Source organism: Cumulibacter soli (assembly GCF_004382795.1).
GTDB lineage: Bacteria > Actinomycetota > Actinomycetes > Mycobacteriales > Antricoccaceae > Cumulibacter > Cumulibacter soli.
This window is the reverse complement of record NZ_SMSG01000002.1, coordinates 408,476-428,478: the sequence shown is the minus strand read 5'-3', so window position 1 is coordinate 428,478 and position 20,003 is coordinate 408,476. Positions and strand designations below refer to the sequence as shown.

General features: G+C 64.3%; 16 protein-coding genes. 10 read left to right on the top strand and 6 right to left on the bottom strand.

Translation table 11 applies throughout. The features are described from left to right. Positions 1-30: 30 nt before the first annotated feature. A complete protein-coding gene (gene purH / locus E1H16_RS05725) occupies positions 31-1,578 on the top strand; it encodes a bifunctional phosphoribosylaminoimidazolecarboxamide formyltransferase/IMP cyclohydrolase (RefSeq protein WP_134322728.1) in 1,548 nt (515 codons plus the stop codon). A gap of 104 nt (positions 1,579-1,682) precedes the next feature. Here purH and E1H16_RS05720 read toward each other — a convergent pair whose 3' ends face one another. After that, complete coding sequence (locus E1H16_RS05720; RefSeq protein WP_134322727.1) at positions 1,683-2,309, bottom strand: hypothetical protein; 627 nt, start codon at positions 2,307-2,309, stop codon at positions 1,683-1,685. Between the two features lie 184 nt (positions 2,310-2,493). Here E1H16_RS05720 and E1H16_RS05715 point away from each other — a divergent pair, with 184 nt between their 5' ends. Both E1H16_RS05715 and E1H16_RS05710 read left to right on the top strand, forming a co-directional pair. Further along, positions 2,494-3,354 carry a bifunctional methylenetetrahydrofolate dehydrogenase/methenyltetrahydrofolate cyclohydrolase gene (locus E1H16_RS05715; protein ID WP_134322726.1) on the top strand — a complete coding sequence of 287 codons (861 nt, stop codon included), beginning with the start codon at positions 2,494-2,496 and terminating at the stop codon, positions 3,352-3,354. Between the two features lie 5 nt (positions 3,355-3,359). Continuing rightward, the gene (locus tag E1H16_RS05710) at positions 3,360-3,803 is read left to right on the top strand and encodes a DUF3017 domain-containing protein (protein ID WP_134322725.1); all 444 of its coding nucleotides are present in this window, start codon (positions 3,360-3,362) and stop codon (positions 3,801-3,803) included. Positions 3,804-3,900: 97 nt separating this feature from the next. Here E1H16_RS05710 and E1H16_RS05705 read toward each other — a convergent pair whose 3' ends face one another. Continuing rightward, entirely contained in the window at positions 3,901-4,605 is a 705-nt protein-coding gene (locus E1H16_RS05705) for a hypothetical protein (protein ID WP_134322724.1), read from the bottom strand. 338 nt (positions 4,606-4,943) lie between these two features. Here E1H16_RS05705 and E1H16_RS05700 point away from each other — a divergent pair, with 338 nt between their 5' ends. Then, complete coding sequence (locus E1H16_RS05700) at positions 4,944-7,148, top strand: NADP-dependent isocitrate dehydrogenase (protein ID WP_134322723.1); 2,205 nt, start codon at positions 4,944-4,946, stop codon at positions 7,146-7,148. 114 nt (positions 7,149-7,262) lie between these two features. Further along, on the top strand, positions 7,263-8,753 hold the full coding sequence (locus tag E1H16_RS05695) for an AMP-binding protein (protein WP_134322722.1): 1,491 nt from the start codon (positions 7,263-7,265) through the stop codon (positions 8,751-8,753). Positions 8,754-8,823: 70 nt separating this feature from the next. Here the strand turns inward: E1H16_RS05695 and E1H16_RS05690 are convergent, their stop codons facing one another. After that, entirely contained in the window at positions 8,824-9,774 is a 951-nt protein-coding gene (locus E1H16_RS05690; RefSeq protein ID WP_134322721.1) for a type IV toxin-antitoxin system AbiEi family antitoxin domain-containing protein, read from the bottom strand. Positions 9,775-9,994: 220 nt separating this feature from the next. After that, positions 9,995-10,801 carry an alpha/beta fold hydrolase gene (locus tag E1H16_RS05685; protein WP_166741637.1) on the bottom strand — a complete coding sequence of 269 codons (807 nt, stop codon included), beginning with the start codon at positions 10,799-10,801 and terminating at the stop codon, positions 9,995-9,997. 253 nt (positions 10,802-11,054) lie between these two features. Here E1H16_RS05685 and E1H16_RS05680 point away from each other — a divergent pair, with 253 nt between their 5' ends. From E1H16_RS05680 to hisC, 3 genes are all read left to right on the top strand, one after another. Beyond that, positions 11,055-12,329, top strand: a complete 1,275-nt coding sequence (locus E1H16_RS05680; protein ID WP_134322719.1) for a citrate synthase — start codon at positions 11,055-11,057, stop codon at positions 12,327-12,329. 138 nt (positions 12,330-12,467) lie between these two features. After that, positions 12,468-13,787, top strand: coding sequence for a hemolysin family protein (locus E1H16_RS05675; RefSeq protein WP_134322718.1), 1,320 nt, complete (start codon positions 12,468-12,470; stop codon positions 13,785-13,787). Positions 13,788-13,828: 41 nt separating this feature from the next. Then, positions 13,829-14,872 (top strand): histidinol-phosphate transaminase, encoded by a 1,044-nt coding sequence (gene hisC, locus E1H16_RS05670; protein ID WP_134322717.1) that lies wholly within the window; start codon positions 13,829-13,831, stop codon positions 14,870-14,872. Positions 14,873-15,036: 164 nt separating this feature from the next. Here the strand turns inward: hisC and E1H16_RS05665 are convergent, their stop codons facing one another. Then, entirely contained in the window at positions 15,037-16,764 is a 1,728-nt protein-coding gene (locus E1H16_RS05665) for an N-acyl-D-amino-acid deacylase family protein (protein WP_134322716.1), read from the bottom strand. Positions 16,765-16,950: 186 nt separating this feature from the next. After that, entirely contained in the window at positions 16,951-18,249 is a 1,299-nt protein-coding gene (locus tag E1H16_RS05660; RefSeq protein WP_134322715.1) for a cytochrome P450, read from the bottom strand. Between the two features lie 140 nt (positions 18,250-18,389). Between E1H16_RS05660 and trpS the strand changes: the two genes are divergently transcribed. Together trpS and E1H16_RS05650 are read left to right on the top strand one after the other, a co-directional pair. Next, positions 18,390-19,403: a tryptophan--tRNA ligase gene (trpS, locus tag E1H16_RS05655; protein ID WP_208378872.1), complete on the top strand. Its 1,014-nt coding sequence runs from the start codon at positions 18,390-18,392 to the stop codon at positions 19,401-19,403. Between the two features lie 24 nt (positions 19,404-19,427). Continuing rightward, entirely contained in the window at positions 19,428-19,994 is a 567-nt protein-coding gene (locus tag E1H16_RS05650) for a 2'-5' RNA ligase family protein (RefSeq protein WP_134322713.1), read from the top strand. Positions 19,995-20,003 lie beyond the last annotated feature (9 nt).

The following is a 20,003-nucleotide window of genomic DNA, read 5'->3' as shown; positions in this document are numbered from 1 at the left end:
CAACCGAGGATCCAGGAAAGGCCACCGCACATGGACAAGATCGAGATCAAACGCGCTCTGGTGAGCGTCTATGACAAATCGGGCCTGCCCGAACTCGCCGCTGGGCTCAAGGCCGCCGGTGTGCAGATCGTCTCGACCGGTTCGACGGCCAAGATCCTGAAAGAAGCCGGCGCCGACGTCACCGAGGTGGCTGAACTGACCGGCTTCCCCGAGTGCCTGGATGGGCGCGTAAAAACGCTGCACCCGAAGGTGCATGCCGGCATCCTGGCAGACCGTCGCCTGGATTCACACGTCAGCCAGCTCGCCGAACTCGAGGTGGAGCCGTTCGACCTGGTCATCTGCAACCTGTACCCGTTCACCCAGACCGTAGCCAGCGGGGCGTCGCCGGACGAGTGCGTCGAGCAGATCGACATCGGCGGTCCGTCGATGGTTCGCGCGGCGGCCAAGAATCACCCGAGCGTCGCCGTCGTCACCAGCCCGCAGCAGTACGGCGAACTCGTCGAGGCCATCACCGGTGGCGGGTTCACCCTCGAACAGCGCAAGCGGCTGGCCGCCAAGGCGTTCGCGCACACCGCGGCGTACGACGCGGCCGTGTCGACCTGGTTCGCGCAGCAGTACGCACCTGCCGATGATTCCGGCTTCCCCGACTTCATGGCCAACGCCTATGAGCGCGCCGACGTGCTGCGGTACGGCGAGAACCCGCATCAGCAGGCTGCGGTATACCTCAGCGAGGGGCCGGGCATCGCGCACGCGCAGGTACTGCACGGCAAGGCTATGTCGTACAACAACTACGTGGATGCTGATGCGGCCCGCAGGGCGGCGTACGACTTCGAGCAGCCGGCCGTTGCGATCATCAAGCACGCGAACCCGTGCGGTATCGCCGTCGCGCAGGACATTGCCGAGGCACATCGCAAGGCGCATGCGTGCGATCCGCTGTCGGCGTACGGCGGCGTGATCGCGGCGAACCGGCCGGTATCGGTAGAGATGGCCGAAACCGTCTCCGGCATATTCACCGAGGTGCTGATCGCGCCCGGTTATGAGGACGGTGCACTGGAGATCCTGCAGGCCAAGAAGAACATTCGGCTGCTGCAGCTGGATCAGGTCGCCGGCCGCACTACAGAGTTACGCCCGATCTCCGGTGGAGCGCTGGTACAGCAGCTCGACGCGATCGACGCGCCGGGAGATGACGCGTCGGCATGGACACTCGCGGCCGGTACCCCGGCGGATGCCGACACCCTCGCCGATCTGCAGTTCGCGTGGCGTTCGGTGCGCGCGGTGAAGTCGAACGCGATCCTGCTGGCCTCCGGTGGCGCCACGATCGGTGTCGGAATGGGTCAGGTCAACCGCGTCGATTCGGCGAAGTTGGCCGTCAACCGCGCGGGGGACCGCGTCGCCGGGACTGTGGCCGCCTCCGATGCGTTCTTCCCATTCGCCGACGGCTTCGAGGTTCTGGCCTCTGCCGGTGTGAAGGCCGTCGTCCAGCCCGGCGGGTCGGTGCGCGACGATGAAGTTGTCGAGGCGGCCAAGAAGGCGGGCGTGACGATGTACTTCACCGGGACCCGTCACTTCTTCCACTAAGCACTCGAACTGAGCAGCACTCGAACTGAGCACGAATCTGCGGTGGTTCGCACCCGATAGTGGTGATGTATCGGGCGCGAAACCACCGCAGATCTTCTCTCGCGTTACTTACGGAAGCCGACGAAGGCGCCGATCAGCGCAGGTATCCACGCGATCATCACCAGGACGAGTAGGAACGACGGACTATCGAACATCTGCCCATCGGTGGCGATGGCGATCAGTACCGGCGCGGCGAGCATCAGGATTGCGCCGATGAGGCCCGTTGCGGCGGCGCCGCCATGGCGGCCTCTGTTGAACATGAGCAGGCCCGCTGGAATGCAGATCAGCGCGCCAATCGCGAGGATGACCGGCGCCGCGGCGCTCATCAGGACCTCCCACCCCTGTGGGCCGACGTCCACGTACTCAATGGCGTCCGGCAGGTAATTCAGCGCGGAGATGAGCGGTGCGTCGCCGATGTCATTGGGAATGAAGCAGGCGAGTACTGCGACAACGACACCGATCAGCAGCAGGATCCCGGCAACGGGGTTCGGCCGAGGTGTTCCCGGAGGCGTGAACGCGCCGTATCCGGGCTGGATCGGGCCGGGCTGGCCGTACCCCGGTTGCCCGTATGGCGACTGCGCGTACTGGCCAGGTTGATTCTGGCCGGGGATGTACTGACCGGTGGGCTGTGCGCCGTACGGCGATTGACCCGAGGTGGGCTGTCCCCACTGGGGCTGCGGTGGATTCGTCACGGGGCCTCGATATGTGTTCGTTGATGTATCTGGTCGGATGGCGCTCGCGTCAGATTAGCGCCGCGCGCCGCCTGGTGTGACGAACTAAGTCGCTCGAGTGCTCCCAACCGCGCTGTGAATTCTGCTGCTGTACGACGGCAAGCCATACTGAATCGGCGCGATCGACGCATGACACAATGTGCGCATGAGCGCGACGATCCTCGACGGCAAGGCCGCTGCAGCGGCAATCAAGGAAGAGCTGAAGGGGCGAGTGGCGGCGCTCGCGGCCAGGGGCATCACGCCAGGACTCGGTACCGTCCTGGTCGGCGACGACCCGGGCAGCCACGCGTACGTACGCGGAAAGCACCGCGATTGTGCGCAGGTCGGTATCGCCTCGATCCGTCGTGACCTGCCCGCGGACGCGACCCAGGACGACGTCCTGCAGGCGATCCACGAGTTGAACGCCGACCCCGCATGTACCGGTTACATCGTGCAGTTGCCGCTGCCGAAGCACCTGGATGCCGATGCGGCGCTCGAAGCGATTGATCCCGCGAAGGACGCCGACGGCCTGCACCCCATTAACCTCGGGCGCCTCGTGCTCGGTGTCGAAGCCCCGTTGCCGTGTACACCGCGTGGTATCGCCGACTTGCTACGCCGGTACGACGTACCGATGAATGGTGCGCACGCGGTGATCGTTGGGCGCGGCGTCACCGCCGGCCGCCCGCTGAGTCTGTTGCTGACCCGGCGCTCGGAGAACTGCACGGTCACCGTGTGTCACACCGGCACCAAGGACCTCGCCGCACACACCCGTGAGGCCGATATCGTCGTCGCTGCCGCCGGTTCGATTGGGCTGATCACCGCCGACATGATCAAGCCGGGCGCTGCCGTCGTCGACGTGTCCTCCAACCGCACCGAGAATGGGCCCGTAGGCGATACGACCCCCGAGGTTCGCGAGGTCGCCGGATTCATCGCGCCGATGCCCGGTGGGGTAGGGCCGATGACTCGCGCAATGCTGCTGGCGAATGTTGTCGAGGCCGCTGAGCGGGCAGCCGGTCTCTCCGCATAATCGACGTGGCCAACGACCCCGCGGACGGCGACGAATCGCCACGCCTGCCTGCTGAGAAGCCAGCGCGGCGCAGAGCGACGGGCCCGTCGACTCCCGGGAAGAACGAGCCACCTGCGCGGGCGATGAAGCCGCGCGGTAATCCGGTCCGCACAATCGCCCATCCGCCGCTGCGGACGCAGATCCGTGGCGGTTCGCGGCGTCAGATGGTGTATTTCGTCATTCTGGCCATGCTCGTTGTCGGGTTGGTGTTCGTGGCAGTTGAGCAATGGCGGCGGGGGTTGGTGGTGATGGGCGCATCGATCTTGTTGGTCGGTGTTGCCCGGGCGGTGCTGCCGACTCGATTGGTCGGGTGGCTCGCGGTCCGTAACCGCACGTCGGACCTGATCTTCTGCCTGCTGTTCGGCATCATGCTGATCGCCACGGCGATCGTTGCCCGGGGCCAAATCTAGCCGTCGGATTGCTGCCCCCGAAACTATCCGCCGGAATGCCGGACGGGAATGAGTCCCTGGTTACTGCATCGGGACTTCCCGGATTACTGCACCGGATCTAGTGCGTAGGGCAGGTGCGCGACTGCAAGCTGCTCGGCGCCTGCTCCAACTCTGCTGGCAAGGTGCACCCGGTCGGGACGAGATCACGGTCCTGATTCACGTACGTCCGGTAGTAGGTCAACTCGGTGCCGTCTGACTTCACTAAGTGCTCGGTGGCGATCAGATCGAGTACGCCGTCTTTATTCAGGTCGGCCGCCTGAGTGTGCAGCGACCCGCCCACAGCGGCGCCTTCGATCTTGCCCGACAAGGTGTCAGCCACCATGCGAAGGTCGATGGTGGCCACCATCTCTGAGCCGACGGTCACGTCGAGTAGGCAGTTGGCCAGCCCGCAGGTCATCGCTTTGAAGGTCGCTGCGTGCTCGTCCTTCAAACTCCATACCGACGGATCGCCGTTCGACTGCACTGTGCGCACGTGCACCACGGGAGGTGTGGATTCTTCCTGGAACACCTCGATCGTGGCGTTGCTGAAGGCGCGGGTGTGCACCAGGGTGCAGTCGCCGGCGTCCAGGCAGTGATCAAGATCGGCCACCGCGTTCGGGTCGGTCGGCGGGGTGACTCGCTGCTCAGGGAGTTGTGGGATCGAACCCGACGGTGTGGCCAACTGTCGTTGCGGTTCGGAATTGCCGGTCGTCACGATGGAGACCGTCAACATGACAAGGCCGGCCATGGCAGCGACTAGCGCTGCGATGTGGCTTCCTCGCATGGGATCTCCTTGGTTGGGCGCCCGGGGTGGGCTCCGACGTACATATATTGTGCGGTCATTGCAGATCATGATGTGCGGTAGATGGCAACCCCATCCAAACCGATATCGGCCTGTAATGTTTGTCACCCACCAGGGTCCTCCAAAGTTGCCTGAATTGCCAACCCTGGCTCGGACGCCGCAGAGATCTAGTGAGGATGCGGACACCCCTCGGGAACGATGCCGAGCGGGTGAAATGATGAACGGCGACGTGGTGCGCAGGCGCACCGCACAGTTGCGCCCCGCGGCGCGCCAGACAGACGCAAACGGCGAATACCAAACCTGCACTCGAGGAGAGAGCTTTGAGCACATCGAAGATTGTGTGGACCAAGATCGACGAGGCGCCGGCGCTAGCGACATACTCGTTGCTGCCGATCGTTCAGGCGTTCACCCAGGGAACCGGCGTCGAGGTCACCACCAGCGACATCTCCCTCGCGGGCCGCATCTTGGCCCAGTTCGAAGACCGTCTCAGCGCAGAGCAGCGGGTCGATGACAATCTCGCCAACCTCGGAGAACTGGCAAAGACCCCCGAGGCAAACATCATCAAGTTGCCGAACGTGTCGGCGTCCGTCCCCCAGCTGAAATCCGCTATCGCCGAGTTGCAGGGCCAGGGGTTCGACATCCCGGACTACCCGGAGAGCCCGAAGACCCAGGACGAGAAGGACATCAACGCCAAGTACGCGAAGGTGCTTGGTTCGGCCGTGAACCCGGTGCTGCGCGAAGGCAACTCCGACCGTCGAGCGCCGCTGTCGGTGAAGAACTTCGCCAAGAAGTACCCGCACCGCCTCGGTGCCTGGAACGCCGACATCAAGGCGGACGTCGCGACGATGACGGACGGCGACTTCTATGGCAACGAGCAGTCGATCGTGGTGGACACCGCCGATGAACTCACCATCGCGCTGAACGGAAACGAACTGGCCAAGGTCAAGGTCGACGCCGGCGAGATCGTCGACGGCACCTTCATGAGTGCCGCCGCGCTGAAGGCGTTCTACGCAGCGCAGATCGCTCGGGCCAAGGACGAAGGCCTGCTGCTTTCACTGCACCTGAAGGCCACCATGATGAAGGTGTCCGATCCGGTCATGTTCGGCTACGCGGTCGAGGCATTCTTCGAGCCTGTGTTCACCAAGCACGCTGCGACGTTCGCCGAACTGGCTGTGGACGCGAAGTACGGTCTCGGTGATCTCGAAGCCCGCCTGCAGAAGTTGCCGGCGGAGAAGAAGGCCGAGATCGAGGCCGACATTCAGGCCGTGTACGCCGAGCGTCCCGCCCTGGCGATGGTCGACTCCAGCAAGGGCATCACCAACCTGCACGTGCCCAGCGACATCATCATCGACGCGTCCATGCCGGTGGTCGTCCGTGACTCCGGCCAGATGTGGAACGCCGATGACGCTCAGGCCGAGACGCTCGCGATGATCCCGGACCGCTGCTACGGCCCGATGTACCGCGCCGTGTTCGACGACTGCAAGGCCAACGGCGCACTCGATCCGGCCACGATGGGGTCGGTACCGAACGTCGGCCTGATGGCGCAGAAGGCCGAGGAGTACGGCTCGCACCCGACCACCTTCATCCTCGAGGAGGCTGGCACAGTCACGGTCACCAACTCGGCGGGCGATGTGCTGATCAGCAGCGAGGTTGGGGTGGGGGACATCTGGCGGATGTCCCGCGTGAAGGACATCCCCGTTCAGGACTGGGTCAAGCTCGCCGTCACACGCGCTCGCGCGACCGGCGCACCGGCATGCTTCTACCTGGACGAGAACCGCGCCCACGATGCGAACGTGATCGCGAAGGTCAAGACGTACCTGGCGGATCACGACACCGACGGGCTTGAGATCGTCATCAAGAACCCTGTTGAGGCGATGAAGTACTGCCTAGAGCGCATCCGTAAGGGCGAGGACACCATCTCGGTCACCGGAAACGTGCTGCGCGATTACCTCACCGACCTGTTCCCGATTCTGGAACTGGGCACCTCGGCGAAGATGCTGTCGATCGTTCCGCTGCTCGCCGGCGGTGGTTTGTTCGAGACCGGCGCGGGTGGTTCGGCCCCCAAGCACGTGCAGCAGTTCGTCAAGGAGGACTACCTGCGTTGGGATTCGCTCGGCGAATTCTCGGCGCTCGGCGCGTCGCTCGAGCACGTGGCCAGTCACTTCGATAACGCCAAGGCGCAGGTCCTGGCCGACGCCCTCGATACCGCGATCGCGAAGTTCCTGGACGAGAACAAGTCTCCCGCCCGCAAGCTGGGTTCGATTGACAACCGCGGCTCGCACTACTACCTGGCGATGTACTGGGCGCAGGCGCTCGCTGAGCAGTCCGCCGATGCCGAGCTCGCTGCTCGTTTCGGCAGGGTTGCCGCCGAGCTCGCCGACAACGAAGAGAAGATCAACGCTGAACTGATCGGCGCCCAGGGACAGCCCGTTGACCTCGGCGGCTACTACCGCCCGGACGACGCGAAGGCGTCGGCGGCAATGCGGCCCTCGGCCACGCTGAACGCCATCATCGACGCGCTGTAACAACTCGCACCCATCGACCGCCTCGCACCGAAGAACCAGGTGCGAGGCGGTCGTGGTCTGTGATGCGTAAGTGACGTGCGCGAAGGGTCCCGGTGCGTCTGCTAGAAACGTGGCATGACTAACGACGTCGCACAGTCCGAACAGCCCGAGTGGCTCGTCGAAGCCTTCGCGCGTTATGCGAGTGAGCGCGGAGACTTCCCGGCCGTGACTGACGCGACGACGGGCGAATCGTTGACCTGGGCGCAACTGTGGCACCGCGCTGAACTCGTCGCGCGAGGCATGCTCGCACGCGGCGTCCGAATCGGTGATCTGGTCAGCATCGCACTGTGGAACGGCGTGGATTTCGTCGTCGCCGATGTCGCGACCTGGCGCGTCGGTGCCGTACCGCAGCCGCTATCCCAGAAGCTCGCAGCGCCGGAATTCACCGCGATCCTGGAGGTCGCCGACCCGGCCCTCGTCGTCGGTGACGACGCGCTCGCCGCGAGTTTCGATGTGGAGATGGTGAGCGTGGATCGCCTCGCCGAAGAGGGTGCGTCATACGAGGGGGAACTCCCCGTCGTACTGTCGCCGTCGTTGAAGGCGCCTACTTCCGGCGGCTCGACAGGACGACCGAAGGTGATCCTCGCGGGAGGGCCGGCCGCGTTGGACGCGACCACGCTGGACGTGTTTCGGATCTTCTCCGACACTGTGTCGCTAGTGTCCGCGCCGATGCACCACAACGCTCCGCACATGATCATGTTCCAGACGTTGGCGCGCGGCGGGCACGCCGTGCTGATGCAGCGGTTCGAGGCCGAACAGGTGCTGGCGAACATCGAGAAGTACCGCTGCACGATGCTGTACGTCGTACCGATCATGATGCATCGGATGTGGAACCTGCCCGATGACGTGAAGTCGTCGTACGACATCTCCAGCATCGCCACGGTGTGGCACATGGGTGCGCCCTGCCCGCCGTGGCTGAAGCAGCACTGGATCGAGTGGTTCGGTCCGGAACCGATCATGGAGTTGTACGCCGGCACCGAAGGCCAGGCAATGACCGTGATTGGTGGGGCCGACTGGCTGAGCCACTACGGTTCGGTGGGGCCGGTGGTCGCCGGTGAGATCCTCGCCCTGGACGAGTCCGGCGCGCAGGTGCCGGTCGGCGCCGAAGGCGAGTTGTGGATGCGACGCACCGAGGACCGAGACGAGACGTACCGTTATCTGGGAGCGGACGCGAAGCAACTCGACCGCGGCGACGGCCTGGTGTGGGAGTCGTTGGGCGATATCGGTCACTTCGACGCCGATGGATTCCTGTACCTACACGACCGCAAGACCGACATGATCCTGATCGGCGGGGTGAATGTGTTCCCGGCCGAAATCGAGGCGGCGTTGGAGGCGTACCCGGCCATCTCGTCGTCGGCGGTGATCGGGCTGCCTGATGAGGAGTACGGCAACCGGATCCACGCGATCGTGCAGGGCGCGGACCTGGACCTCGACGACGTACACCGCTTCCTGGCCGCGCGGCTTTCACCGCACAAACGGCCCCGCACCATCGAGGTGACCGACGCGCCGCTGCGCGATGATGCGGGCAAGTCCCGCCGCAGCGCATTACGCGCCCAGCGCCTCTAGGTTGCCGCCGTCCTCGTTTGTACGCCGCACGTCTCGCGTGTGAGTTCCGGTGCCCATATGAGACCAAAACTCACAATCGAGTCCGACTAAGCGTGCAGGCCGGTCCGCAGGCGCGCAGCGCTGCCGGTTCCCAGCCGCGTGCCGAAAGCGCCTGAGTGACATCGCGAGCCACTTCGCAGGGGGATTCGATCACGTCGGCCCACCCGAAACGCAGCGTGACGGCGCCGAGGTGCGAATTGCGATTGTCTCGCGTGCGATCGCGAAACGGTGCGCCTTCGTGGAAGGCTTGCCCGTCCAGTTCGATGATGACGCGGTACTGCACGTAGTGCACGTCAACCCATGCACGAGCCGGCCCCACCCGGAATTGGCGTTCGGGGCCACGCAGAGAGTGGGCTCGTTCGACCTTTCGTAGATAGATCATCTCGAACAGGCTGTGCGCGCCTGCTTCGGCGTCCGCCGATGCGGCCGCCAGCAACTGACGGTGTTCGATGCCGCGACGTTGCGACAGCGCGTCGTGGAGCGCGCGCCGATTACACAGTCGTCGTCCGAACGCGCGCCCGATGAGTGCCTCCAGTTCCTCGCCGGGCAGTTCACTCGCGCAGTCAAGGATCGTCTCGGGCACGGTAGTACACCGCAGGTCGGCGACTGTTTGGGTCCTACGTGACAGAACTGACCGCACGAACCGTACGCCGTCCCGGGACTTCACCTGCCGCTGTTGTCCGGTGAATACGCGAATCTCGGCCGGCGGCTTGGGCTGTAAGCCGTGCATGTGCGCCGCTGCGGTGCCGCCGATGACACTGCCCGGTCCGCCGATGAGGCTCGCCGCCCATGCCGTCGATAGCCACGGCGCTGTACCGCGGCCGCAGTAGTAGACGCCACTCGCCATGCGTTGCCAATTGCCCGAGTGAACCAGCCAGCGCAGGCGGCTACGCGGCATGCCGACGGCCGAGAGTTGGGCCGCGGTCACGACATTCTGTTGCTCGGCAAGCAGGCGACTCAGGTGGTCGGGAATCGCGCTCACGTTCGGCAGTCAAGAGCATCCCGAACCGTTGCGCCAGTGGCCATGGTGAGCCTGTGGATAACTCGTCGGCCGGTTCGGATGTGAATTCATGTGCCGTATGGATACACAGACTCACATTCGAACCGTCAGGAGGTTGCGGTGCGTAGGGAGGTTGCGGTGCGTCAGGCGGTTGCTTTGCGTTGGGAGGTTGGTTGCGTCGAGTGGCAGGCCAGCAGCGCGGCTAGACGATCGTGGCCAGGTCCGTGAGGAACTCGTCGGTGACGTCCCACAGCGGCATATGACCGCAGCCGGCGTACTGCTTGTAACTGCCGTTCGGGGCGAGGTCAGCGAGATGCTGGGACAGCTCCGGCGCGAACATTTGGTCCTGATCGCCGTGCGTGGCCAGCCACACGCCTTGATACGCCGCAACGGCTTCATCGTTGTTCACGGTGCGGCGGAACATCCCGTTGCGGACGTGCGCGGGGCATTTGAGCGCACCGGCGAGTAACCGGCTGCGAAACTCGGGATTCAATGGCCCGGCGGCGCACATGTCCAGCAGTTGCTCGGCCACCTCACCGGTGTCGTCGGTCATGATCGCCTTACCCATCGCGCCGAACTGTGGCGTGATGTACGGCCCCACCGGCGCACCTAATTTGTCGGTCGCGCCGAGACTCACCACGGCGCGCACCAGGTCACCGCCGTACGCCGCGAGATAGTCGGTGATGACGGCGCCGCCGTACGACCAGGCGAGTACTACGGCCCGGCGATCGGGGTTGGCGCCCGCAGCCCCCAATGCCGCTTTTACATCGTCCGCCCAGAGTGCGCTGTCGCCGTATGCGTTGTGCGGTTTGTCGGAATCACCGTGCCCGCGCATGTCCAGCGCTGCGACGCGCCAACCGCGTACGTCGGCCGCCTGAAGCAGCGGTTCGAAAGCGAGATGGGACTGACCGATACCGTGGATCCCTAGGATGAGCGGGCCGTCCTGCGGGCCGGCCTCTACGAGATTGATACTGCAATCGCCGCCGCCGCGGATGCTTCTGGAAGTCATGCCACGATCGTCGCATATGCCCGGACCCACAACGGGCACGAGAGGGAGCCGGCGAACACGAGGGAACCGGCGAATCGTGACCCAAATGTTGCCCAACCGGCGAGATTGTGTCTCAAAGTTTGAGATTTCCGGAAATGTTGGGGTCGGTAAGGAAATCCTTGCTGGGCGGGCATACATTGAACGCTGGATGTCTGCGGGAGCCACAGCTGCGCAGCCATTGCGATCAGAGTATGTCTCTTAGATTGGTGAATTCATGACTGACTACTCGCTCAAGCACCCTGAAGGCGAGCTTGACCTCGGCACGATCAAGGCCACCGAGGGCTCGGACGGGATCGACGTCTCGAAGCTGCTGAGCACCACCGGCAAGGTCGGCCTGGACGTCGGCTTCGTCAACACCGCGTCGTGTGAATCGGCGGTCACCTACATCGACGGTGACGCCGGAATCCTGCGCTACCGCGGGTACCCCATCGACCAGTTGGCCGAGAAGTCGACCTTCCTCGAGGTCTCGTACCTGCTGATCTACGGAGAGCTGCCCACCAGCGATCAGCTGGCCGAGTTCACCGACTCGATCACTCGTCACACGATGCTGCACGAGGAAATGACTCGTTTCTTCGAGAGCTTCCCGCGCGATGCGCACCCGATGGCCGTGCTCTCCGCCGGTGTCTCGGCGTTGTCGACCTTCTACCAGGACTCGCTGGATCCGTTTGACGCCGAGCAGGTCCACATCTCGACGATTCGGCTGATGGCCAAGTTGCCGACCATCGCGTCGTACGCGCACAAGCAGTCGCTGGGTCAGCCGCTGCTGTACCCGGACAACTCGCTGTCGTACGTCGAGAACTTCCTGCGGATGACGTTCGGCGTGCCGGCGGAGCAGTTCCAGGTGGACCCGACCGTCTCGAAGGTGCTGGACCGCCTGTTCATCCTGCACGCCGATCATGAGCAGAACTGCTCGACGTCGACCGTGCGCCTGGTGGGTTCGTCGAACGCGAACATGTTCGCCTCGATCTCCGCGGGCGTGAACGCATTGTTCGGGCCCCTGCACGGTGGTGCGAACCAGGCCGTCCTGGAAATGCTCGAAGAGATTCGCGACAACGGCATGGACCCGAAAGAGTTCATGAACAAGGTCAAGAACAAAGAAGACGGCGTGAAGCTCATGGGCTTCGGGCACCGCGTCTACAAGAACTACGATCCGCGCGCAGCGATCGTCAAGAAGGACGTGCGCGACGTACTCGAGACGATGAACAAGCCGGATCCGCTGCTCGATTTGGCCATGGGTCTGGAAGAGATCGCGCTCGCCGACGACTACTTCATCGAGCGCAAGCTCTACCCGAACGTCGACTTCTACACCGGTCTGATCTACAAGGCCATGGGCTTCCCGACCGAGATGTTCACGGTGCTGTTCGCACTCGGCCGCCTGCCGGGCTGGATCGCGCAGTGGCGCGAGATGATCAGTGACCCGAAGACCAAGATCGGCCGCCCGCGCCAGGTGTACACCGGCGCGACGCAGCGTGACTACCCGAACAAGTAGGTCACACTAGATCGCACTACGGCCGCCGTCCCTTACGGGGCGGCGGCCGCTGTCGTCCGCGCGGGCCGACGCGCTCGCAGCGTCGTACGGCGCTACGTCGGCGGGTAGGGTGAAGTTTCCGCTAGAGGAAGGTCATACGTGCTCGTCGACATCCTGATCGTCATCGGGATCACGCTGCTTGCTTCGATTTTCGTGGCCGCTGAGATTGCGTTGGTGAGTCTGCGGTCCAGTCAGGTGGAACGACTCGCGACGTCAGGCGGTAAGCGTGGGCGGCGCCTCAAGCGACTACTAGATGACCCGAACCGGTTTCTCGCCGTCGTTCAGGTCGGCGTGACCGTCCTGGGATTCCTATCTGCGGCGGTCGGCGCGGAGCGGCTGGGGCAGTACCTGTCGCCGGTCCTCATTGACTGGGGCCTCTCGGAATCGTTCGCCAACATCCTCGCGCTGATCCTGGTCACGCTGGGCGTCGCCTATATCTCGCTGGTGCTTGGCGAACTCACCCCGAAACGCCTTGCGTTGCAACGCAGCGAGGGGATCGCGATGGCGCTCGCGCCAAGCCTGGATCGCCTAGCGAACGTGTTTCGACCGGTGATCTGGCTGCTCGGCAAGTCGACGAACATCGTCGTACGCCTCCTCGGTGGCGATACCAACGCGGCCAAGGAGGAGATCACCGGCGACGAACTGCGGGGGATCGTCGCCTCGAGCGAGTCGCTGACCCGCGATGAACGCCAACTGATCGGTGAGGTACTCGACGCCAGCTCACGCGCCATCCGCGAGGTGATGCTGCCGCGTGGACAAGCTGAGTTCCTCGACGGTGCGCAGACGGTCAGTAAGGCACTACACGACGCCAAGGACGCACCGCATTCCCGCTATCCGGTGACGGGTCCCGGTGGCCAAGACGACATCATCGGGTTCGTGCACATCCGCGATCTGATGTTCTCCGACCCGCGAGACCGCTCGAAGACGGTGGCCGACGTCGCGCGCGAGGTGCTGTACCTACCGGGTTCGAAGGCCGTACTCGAATCCATGTCGGACATGCGCCGCGGCAGCTTCCATCTCGCGATCGTTGTTGACGAGTACGGCGGCACCGACGGGATCGTCACACTCGAGGATTTGATCGAGGAGATCATCGGCGATATCCGCGACGAGTACGACGAGGAAGACTCGGCCTCCGAGCGCCTGGCGAGCGGGGTGTTCGAAATCGACGGCGGTACGAATCTCTCCGAGTTCACCGATATAACGGCGGTCGAACTCCCCGAGGGGCCGTACGAATCCATGGGCGGGTACGTGATGGCCCTATTGGGGAGGGTCCCCGAACTCGGCGATCGAGTCGACTTCGAAACCCTGCGGCATACCGGCACCCTGACCGTGACCGCACTCGATGGGCGACGGGCCGCTAGATTGCATGTGACCGCGGTGCGCAAGATCGATCCGGACGACGACTCGATTGAAGCGTGAGCCGCAAACGTAACGGGCCAGATTCCATACGGAGGCGAAGAATGAGCGTGCGTGCTCGGCAGTCCATCATCGAGCTCGCGGCGTACCAGCCGGGCAAGTCGGCGCCGATCAAGTTGGCCTCCAACGAGAATCCGCATCCGCCGCTGCCCTCGGTGATCGAGGCGATCGCCGAGGCCGCCCAGGGAATCAATCGGTACCCCGACACAGGCGTGACCGAGTTGAGGGCGGTACTGGCGGAGAAGGTAGGTGTCGCTGCGGAGCAGGTCGCGTTCGGTTGCGGCTCGGTGACGCTGCTGGAGCAGATCATGCACGCCTTCTGTGATCCGGCAGACGAGGTCGTCGTTGGCTGGCGCTCCTTCGAGGCCTATCCGCTAGTGGCCCAGGTCGTCGGCGCGAGGCTGGTCCCGGTGCCACTGCGCGAGGAGACGCACGATCTGGACGCGATGCTGGCGGCTATCGGCGAGCGCACTCGCGTCGTGATCGTGTGCAACCCCAACAACCCGACCGGTACAGCGGTACGCCGCGATGAACTCGTGCGGTTCATCGATGCGGTGCCGGCCGACGTGCTGATCGTGCTCGATGAGGCGTACGGCGAGTACATCACCGACGACGATGTGCCGGACGGCGTCGAATTGATGCGCGGGCGGCAGAACGTGTGTGTATTGCGCACGTTCTCGAAGGCGTACGGCCTAGCTGGGCTGCGAGTTGGCTACTTGATTTCGGAGGATCCAACGGTTGCCGCGGTGGTGCGTAAGACGATGATGCCGTTCGCGGTCTCCTCCATCGCGCAGATCGCGGCACTGGCGTCGTTGGCCGCAGCCGACGAGCTCAAGGTGCGTGTCGATGAGGCATCCCGCGAACGTGAACGGGTGGGCTCGGCGTTGCGCACGGCCGGGTACGCGGTGCCGCACAGTCACGCCAACTTCGTGTGGATCAGTGCTCGTGAGCGGACAGAGCAGATCGCGGACCAGTTGATGGCGGCGGGAATCATGGGGCGCCCGTTCGCCGGCGAAGGTATCCGCATCACGATCGGCACCCCCGCCGAGAACGACGCCCTGTTGGCGGCCCTCGGCGCTGAGGGGTAACCGGCGCACGGGGTAAGGGCGGCGCGGGGTAACCGGCGCCACGGGGTCACTCGCGCCGCGGGTATCCGGTGGCGCGAGTAGTCGGCGCCGCGGGGATTCATTCGATACGTCAGAACGAAGCGCCCTTGGCCGTGTGGCCAAGGGCGCTTTGTGCAGTCGTGCGGTTAGACGCTCTGTTCGCCGCGGACAAGCTTGCCGGGAAGTTCGCCGGTGGCCTCGCCGTCGTGGTAAATCTCGATGCCGTTCAGGAACGTGTGCTTGTAACCATCGACGCGCTGCAGCAGACGACGTCCGCCTGCCGGGAGGTCGAAGCTGACGGTCGGGCGGTACAGGTGCAGCTCATCCATATCGATGATGTTGATGTCTGCCTTGTAGCCCGGCTGCAGCAGTCCGCGATCGAGGAGCCCGACGGCCTCGGCGGTGGCCCTGGCCTGACGGTTGATCACGAAGGGCAGCGGGATCTTGCCGTGCTCGCGATCGCGGGCCCAGTACTGCAGCAGCGTGGTCGGGAAGCTGCCGTCGCAAATGGTGCCGACGTGCGCGCCGCCGTCCGACAGGCCGGGGACGGTGTGCGGGTGCACTAGCATTTCGCGGACGGCGTTCAGGTTGCCGTGACCGTAGTTCAGCAGTGGAGCGTACAGCTTCCCCTTGCCCTCGTCCTCAACCATGATGTCGTAGGCGATGTCCTCGGGCGTGCGGTTCTCGGTGGCGGACCGGTTCAGCAACGACTGCGTCGACAGGTCGGGCTCGTAGTCCGGCGGGTCGGCCAGGTAGACCATGTGCGAGTAGAAGTCGATCAACTCGCCGCCGATGATGTTCTTGTCTTTCTCATCGGTTTGCGCACCCAGTATCCGCGACTTCATCGCCGGATCGGACATCCGCTTGGCCTGCTCGGCGATGGGCAGGTGCGCGAGTTCGGCCTTGAAGACCGGGTTCATCATGAACGGGTGCAGCGTGCATTCCAGGCCCAGAATGATGCCGATCGCACGGGCGCCGGCCTGCCCACGCAGGGTGTGGCCGGCCTCGTTCATGTCTGTGATGAACTGCAGGATGCCCTTGTAGCGGTCTGGGTTCGGGCCACCCTGTGCGAGTGAGAGCGACATCGGACGGCCGGACGCCTCGAGCATCCGCGTGACCAATTCGAACTCGCTCTGGTCCTTGATCGGTAGATCGGAGACCAGCTGCAGTACGCCGGTACCAGTCTCGCCGATCGCCTTCGCGATCGCGACGAGTTCGTCGACGCCCGCGCGGTACGACGGGGTCAGTTCGCCGTCGCTGCTCTTGTGGTTGAGCGTGCGTGAAGTGGAGAAGCCCAGCGCGCCGGCCTCAATGGCCTCGGCGGCGAGCTTGGCCATCATCGAGACTTCTTCGGCCGTCGCGATCTCCAAGGCGGATGCGCGGGTACCCATCGCGCGCACGCGCAGTGCGGCGTGCGGAACCTGCGTCGCGAAGTCGACATCGTGCGGGATTCGCTCGAGCGCGTCCAGGAACTCGGGGAAGGTCTGCCAATCCCAGGACAGTCCCTCGGTGAGCGCGACTCCAGGAATGTCCTCGACGCCCTCCATCAACTTGATCAGCCGCTGGTGGTCGTCGGGGATCGCAGGTGCGAAGCCGACCCCGCAGTTGCCCATGATGGCGGTGGTAACGCCGTGCCAGGAGGTGGGCTGCAAGTAGTTGTCCCAGGTGGCTTGTCCATCGAAGTGGGTGTGGATATCGACGAAGCCGGGTGCGACGACCGCGCCGGCGGCCTCGACTTCGCGGGTGCCGGAGCCGCGCACCTTGCCGACCTCGGCGACCTTCCCGTTTGCGACGGCGACGTCCGCGCTGAAACCGTCGGAGCCGGAGCCGTCGATTACTGTCCCGCCTCGTATGACGAGATCAAACTCAGCCATGAAAATCTCCCTGTAGATGACCGCTACGCGAATAGCGTTGGCCAGGATTGTTAACTAAGGCGAACTATTCCACATATTGAGCGCTCGATCTATGGGGCGAGCGGGCTCAATCGGCCCGCCGCCCGCCACCGGTGGTGCGTCGGAAATGCTGGTTTCTGTATTGGATCTGTGCCCTCGCGCCAGGCCTCAGGCAGCGGGACGCGCGGCAGCCACATCAGCAGTGACCCGCACGGGCAGGCTGCGTACGCCGCGGATAACCCGGGTCTCGCGGATCTCGACCTTGCCGTCGAGATGGAGGTCCGGCATCCGCTCGGCGATCACCCGCAGCGCGACGGTTGCTTCAAGTTTGGCCAACGGCGCGCCCACGCAGTAGTGGATCCCGGCCGAGAAGGCGAGGTGTCCGGATGCGTCTTGGCGGGTGATGTCGTATCGCTGTGGGTCGGTGAACACCTGCGGGTCTCGCCCGGCGCCGGCTAGTACCGGGATGATGACCCCTCCCGGACGCAGCATCATGCCGCCGATCTCGGTCGGCTCGTCTCCTTGGTAAATCCGCGAGGTCATCTGCACGGGTGGGTCGTAGCGCAATGTCTCCTCGATAGCGCCGGCCGCCAGCGACGGGTCGTCGACCAATCGGCGCCATTGATCGCGGTGTCGCATCAGCTGGTGAATCGCGTTACCGATCAGGTTGACGGTGGTCTCGAATCCCGCGATCAGCAGCAGGTTGCACAGCGGGATCATCTCGTCGGCCGAGATCGCCTCACCCTCGTGCTGCGCGAGGGTGCTGAGCATGTCCTCGCGGGGGTCGACGCGCCGCTGTTCGATCAGCGGGACGAACATTTCTCGTAAGGCGCTGCGCGCCTCGTTGGCCTCGCGCATATGGCGCAGCGACTGTGGGCCATCCAGCAGGCCGCCGAGGATGTTGCCGTACCGAGTGAACGCGTCGTTGTCGATATCGTCGACACCGAGCAGTTGGCTGATCACTGAAATGGGCAATGGTGCGGCGATCAGTTTCTTCAGATCGAACCTGTCGGCGCGTACGGCCTCGTCGGCGAGTTCATGCATGAGGGCTTCGATGCGCTGCTCGTACAGTGCCATCCGTCGCGGGGTGAACGCCGGGGCAGCGACGCGTCGGATGCGGGTGTGGTCCGGTGGATCAAGCTGCAGTAGCGAGATGTCTCCCTGACGGTCTAACGCGTCTTGGTCATCGCGACCGGCGACGCCGAAATCGCGTCGGGTGAGCACCTGTTTACACAGCGCGTGATCGACCGTGGTGAATACGCCTTTGATTACCCCCTTGGTTAAGGGGCCTTGGGCGCGAAGTCGCTCGTACTGCGGATAGGGGTCGGTGTGCCAGGGGAAAACGGATGCCTTCGCGAACGCATCGCCACGCACCCGAGCCGCGTAGTGCAGGTACCCGCGGGTCAGATAGAGCTGGGACAGGAACTTGGCTTTGGCACTTAGTTCGGCGCGCGTGGGCAGGGACATCAGCCACCTCCGTTTCGCCTCAGGTTACCTGTCGGTAGTGATCTGAGCCACTGATGCTCGCCTCCCGGGACGGCGACCAAGCCGGATGAGCAGCGTGGGATGATGAACGACGCATCAAGATCTCCTCCGAAGGGCTACTCGTGAGCTTCCAGCGCGTCTTCTCCGGTATTCAGCCGACCGCCGACTCGTTTCATCTCGGCAATTACTTCGGCGCGCTGAAACATTGGGTGCGGATCCAGAACTCTGGCGTTGAGACGGTCTACGCGGTGGTCGATCTGCACTCGATCACCGTTGAGGCGCAACAGGACCCCAAGCAGCTTCGTCGCCGTACCCTCGTGAGCTACGCACAGTTGATTGCGATGGGCGTGGATCCGCAGAAGTCAGTGTTGTTCGTGCAGTCGCACGTTCCCGAGCACACGCAGTTGGCGTGGGTGCTGCAGTGCATCACCGGGTTCGGTGAAGCGGGTCGAATGACGCAGTTCAAAGACAAGTCGGGCAAGGAAGGCACCGACCACACCTCGGTTGGCCTGTTTACTTACCCGGTTCTGATGGCCGCGGACATCCTGCTGTATCGCGCGACCGGCGTCCCGGTAGGCGAGGACCAACGCCAACACCTCGAACTGACGCGCGACCTCGCCCAGCGATTCAACACTCGCTTCAAGAAGACGTTTATCGTGCCCGAGCCGCTGATTCAGAAGGCCACCGCGAAGTTCGTCGACCTGCAGAACCCCACTGGCAAGATGAGCAAGTCAGCGCAGACGGACGGCGGGATGATCAATGTCCTGGATGACCCGAAACAGATCAGCAAGCGGATCAAATCCGCTGTGACCGATAACGAAGGTGTCGTTCGGTTCGATCGGGCGAATCAGCCGGGCGTGACGAACCTGCTGTCGATCCTCGGCGCGGTGACCGGACGCGATCCCGAGTCGCTGGTCGCTGATTACGACGGCAAGGGATACGGCGCACTGAAGGGCGATGTCGCCGACGCCGTTGTCGGCGAATTTGAACCGATCGCCACGCGCACCCGTGAACTGCTGGACGATCCGGCCGAACTGGAGCGCCTGATGGCTCTGGGTGCGGGGCGAGCGCGCGACATTGCCGCGCCCATCTTGAAGGCGGCGTACGACGCCGTCGGGTTCGTTGGGATCCAGTAGGCACCCGGTAGCGGCAGATCAGCGATGACGTCACTGGTTGGCCTCGATGAGGCTCAGGTTGTCACTCTCGGGTTGTCGATTCCGATACCCGCGCCGTACGACGAACAATTACGCGCGGTTCGCCGTCGCGCCGGTGATGCGCTCGCGGACCTCGTAGCGCCGCACATCACCTTGGTACCGCCGACGCCCGTTCGGCGGCAAGACGTCGAGACCCTGCTGTCTCGGGTACGTGAGCGCTGCGCGCAGCACCGCGCGTTCCTCGTACGGTTGCGCGGCACCGGTAGCTTCCGCCCTGTCTCGGACGTCGTGTTCGTCGCCGTCGCGGACGGCATCGCCGGATGCGAGCAGCTCGCCGCAGACCTCCTGGATATGGAGGGCTTGCGGATCACTCGGTCATTTCCCTATCACCCGCACGTCACGATCGCGCAGGACGTCGACGAGCAAGCCCTCGACGCGGCATTCGAACGTCTGGAGAACTTTCGTGCCGACCTGCGCGTCGACGCGGTGTCGGTGCATCGGCAGGAGTCCGACGGGTCATGGATCCCGATCGCCGCGTACCCGCTGAGGGAGGAGACACCGTCCGGGTCATGAATCCCTGAG